The organism is Myxococcus vastator (assembly GCF_010894475.1).
GTDB lineage: Bacteria > Myxococcota > Myxococcia > Myxococcales > Myxococcaceae > Myxococcus > Myxococcus vastator.
On sequence record NZ_JAAIYB010000788.1, the window covers coordinates 1 to 1851 of the forward strand.

The 1851-nt window shown below is 70.1% G+C and carries 2 protein-coding genes and 1 pseudogene; all 3 read right to left on the bottom strand.

Annotated features, from left to right (window positions below; all coding sequences use genetic code 11):
• On the bottom strand, positions 1-400 hold a 400-nt coding region (locus tag G4D87_RS37265; protein ID WP_504112899.1), incomplete at its 3' end, for a potassium channel family protein.
• Positions 401-413: 13 nt separating this feature from the next.
• Positions 414-1619, bottom strand: a complete 1206-nt coding sequence (gene tatC, locus G4D87_RS37270; RefSeq protein ID WP_163787520.1) for a twin-arginine translocase subunit TatC — start codon at positions 1617-1619, stop codon at positions 414-416.
• A 48-nt stretch (positions 1620-1667) separates the two neighbouring features.
• Positions 1668-1851: pseudogene (locus tag G4D87_RS37275) on the bottom strand (Sec-independent protein translocase TatB); the annotation flags it as partial.

Genomic DNA, 1851 nt, shown 5'->3' on the forward strand with positions numbered 1-1851 from the left:
GCCCCGCCCCACACACCACGACGTGACCCTTCATCGTCTCGGAGACCACTTCAATCCACTCCTTGTCGTTCTTGTGCCGGGCGAAGAAGAGGTAGGCGAAGCGCACCACGCCGTCCGCCACCAGGACGATGCCCGCGGGTGGAATCACCAGGTTGAGCAACTCCAACAACCAGTCGTCCACGTAGGGCAGCGACGGCTCGCCGTAGAGCAGGAAGTAGGTGTGGTGCAGCGCCTCGCCAAACTTGAGTTGCTCGCCGTCCGGCCCCCGGAAGCGCCAGTGGAAGAGCAGCGGCCCTCCCAGGAACAGCACGGCGGACAGCAGCAGCGTGGTGCGAAAGCGCCGCACCAGCGCCCGCAGGTAGCGCAGATTGGCCCGGAAGTGCCGGCGGGACGGCTTCATGGAGGCTCCTCGACTACGACGCCGGGGTGATGCCCGTCTCCGCCGAGCTCCGCGCGCGACGCCGCTCCACCATCCACACCAACAGCACGCCCAGCTCGTAGCAGAGCAGCATGGGGCCCGCCATCAGCGACAGGTTCACCACGTCTCCCGTGGGCGTGATGATGGCCGCCGCGATGAGGCACACCACGAAGGCGTGGCGCTGGTACCTGAAGAGCCAGGACGACTTCACCACGCCCACCACGCCCAGCAAGGCCATGACGAGCGGCAGCTCGAAGATGATGCCGAAGGCCAGGATGAGCAGCAGCACCAGTGAGAGCTGCTCGTGCATGGACAACATGGGCCGCGTCCACCGCGCCGCCTCGTGCGCCGCGTGCGCCGTGGCCAGCTCCTTCTCCAGCCGCCACAGCCCCGCCAGCTCCTCGGTGCGCGCGGGGGCGATGTCCGCCAGCCGGCTCGCCGAGCCGTCCATGGCCACCGCCGCCGCCGCGAAGTCCTTCTTCTCGTAGGCCGTCACGGCCTCCATGCGCTTCTCCACCGCCTGCCGCAGCACGCCACGGGACTGCGCGCCGTAGCCCACCGACGCCGCGTCCAGGAGCCGCCCCAGGCCCTCCAGCCGCCCCGTCATCTCCACGCTGGCGGCGGGCGCGGCCTCCGGCGCGGGCGCCTGCCCCTCGCCCTCCGCGCGCAGCTGAGTGCTCGTCTCCTTCGCGATGCGCCCCGCCTCCTCCACTTCACCCAGGCGCAGGAAGCGCAAGGCGTCATCCGCGCGCAGCCGGGCCGTGTCCAGGCGCTGCTCCAGCGCGAGCGTCTCCTCCTCGTTGAGGAGGAAGGTGAACATGGAGGGCAGCACCGCGAAGTAGCAGAAGGCGGCGCCGAGGAGGAAGGCGATGGAGCCGAACGCCACGAAGGGCGCGGCGAAGCGGCGCTCCTCCGGATACAGGCCGGGCGAGACGAAGCCCCATATCTGCATCAGGATGACGGGCGTGGTGAGGAAGATGCCGCAGTACACGCCCACCTTCATCAACACGTTCAGCTCTTCGATGCCGGACGTGTAGATGAGCGAGCGATTCTCGGGCGGCAGCGCGTCCAGCACCGGCTGCATCAGCAGGCCAAAAATCGGCTTGGCGAAGACGAGCGAAATCGCCCCCAGGACGAGCACCGCGAGGGTGCACCGCACGAGGCGCGAGCGGAGCTCCGTCAGGTGGTCCGACAGGCTCATGCGCAGCTCGGAGTCGGCGCCGGGGTTGATGGGCGGGGGGCTCAGGGCTCAGCTCCGTTTCGGGGCGTTGCGCGCCACCGTCCCCGGGATGGGCGACAGCGTGGGCGAGGTGGCGGAAGAAGCAGCGGGCTCGGGCGACGCCTCGGCGGCGGGCTCCGCGGCCTGCGCGGGCGGCTCCCCCGCCTGCACGTCCGCGGTGGACACCTCGCGAGGCCCCTGCGCGTCCATTTCC

What these genes read in the sequence shown, in the direction of transcription:
- tatC (WP_163787520.1), bottom strand. Translation starts at nt 1,619, where the DNA reads ATGAGCCTGTCGGACCACCTGACGGAGCTCCGCTCGCGCCTCGTGCGG.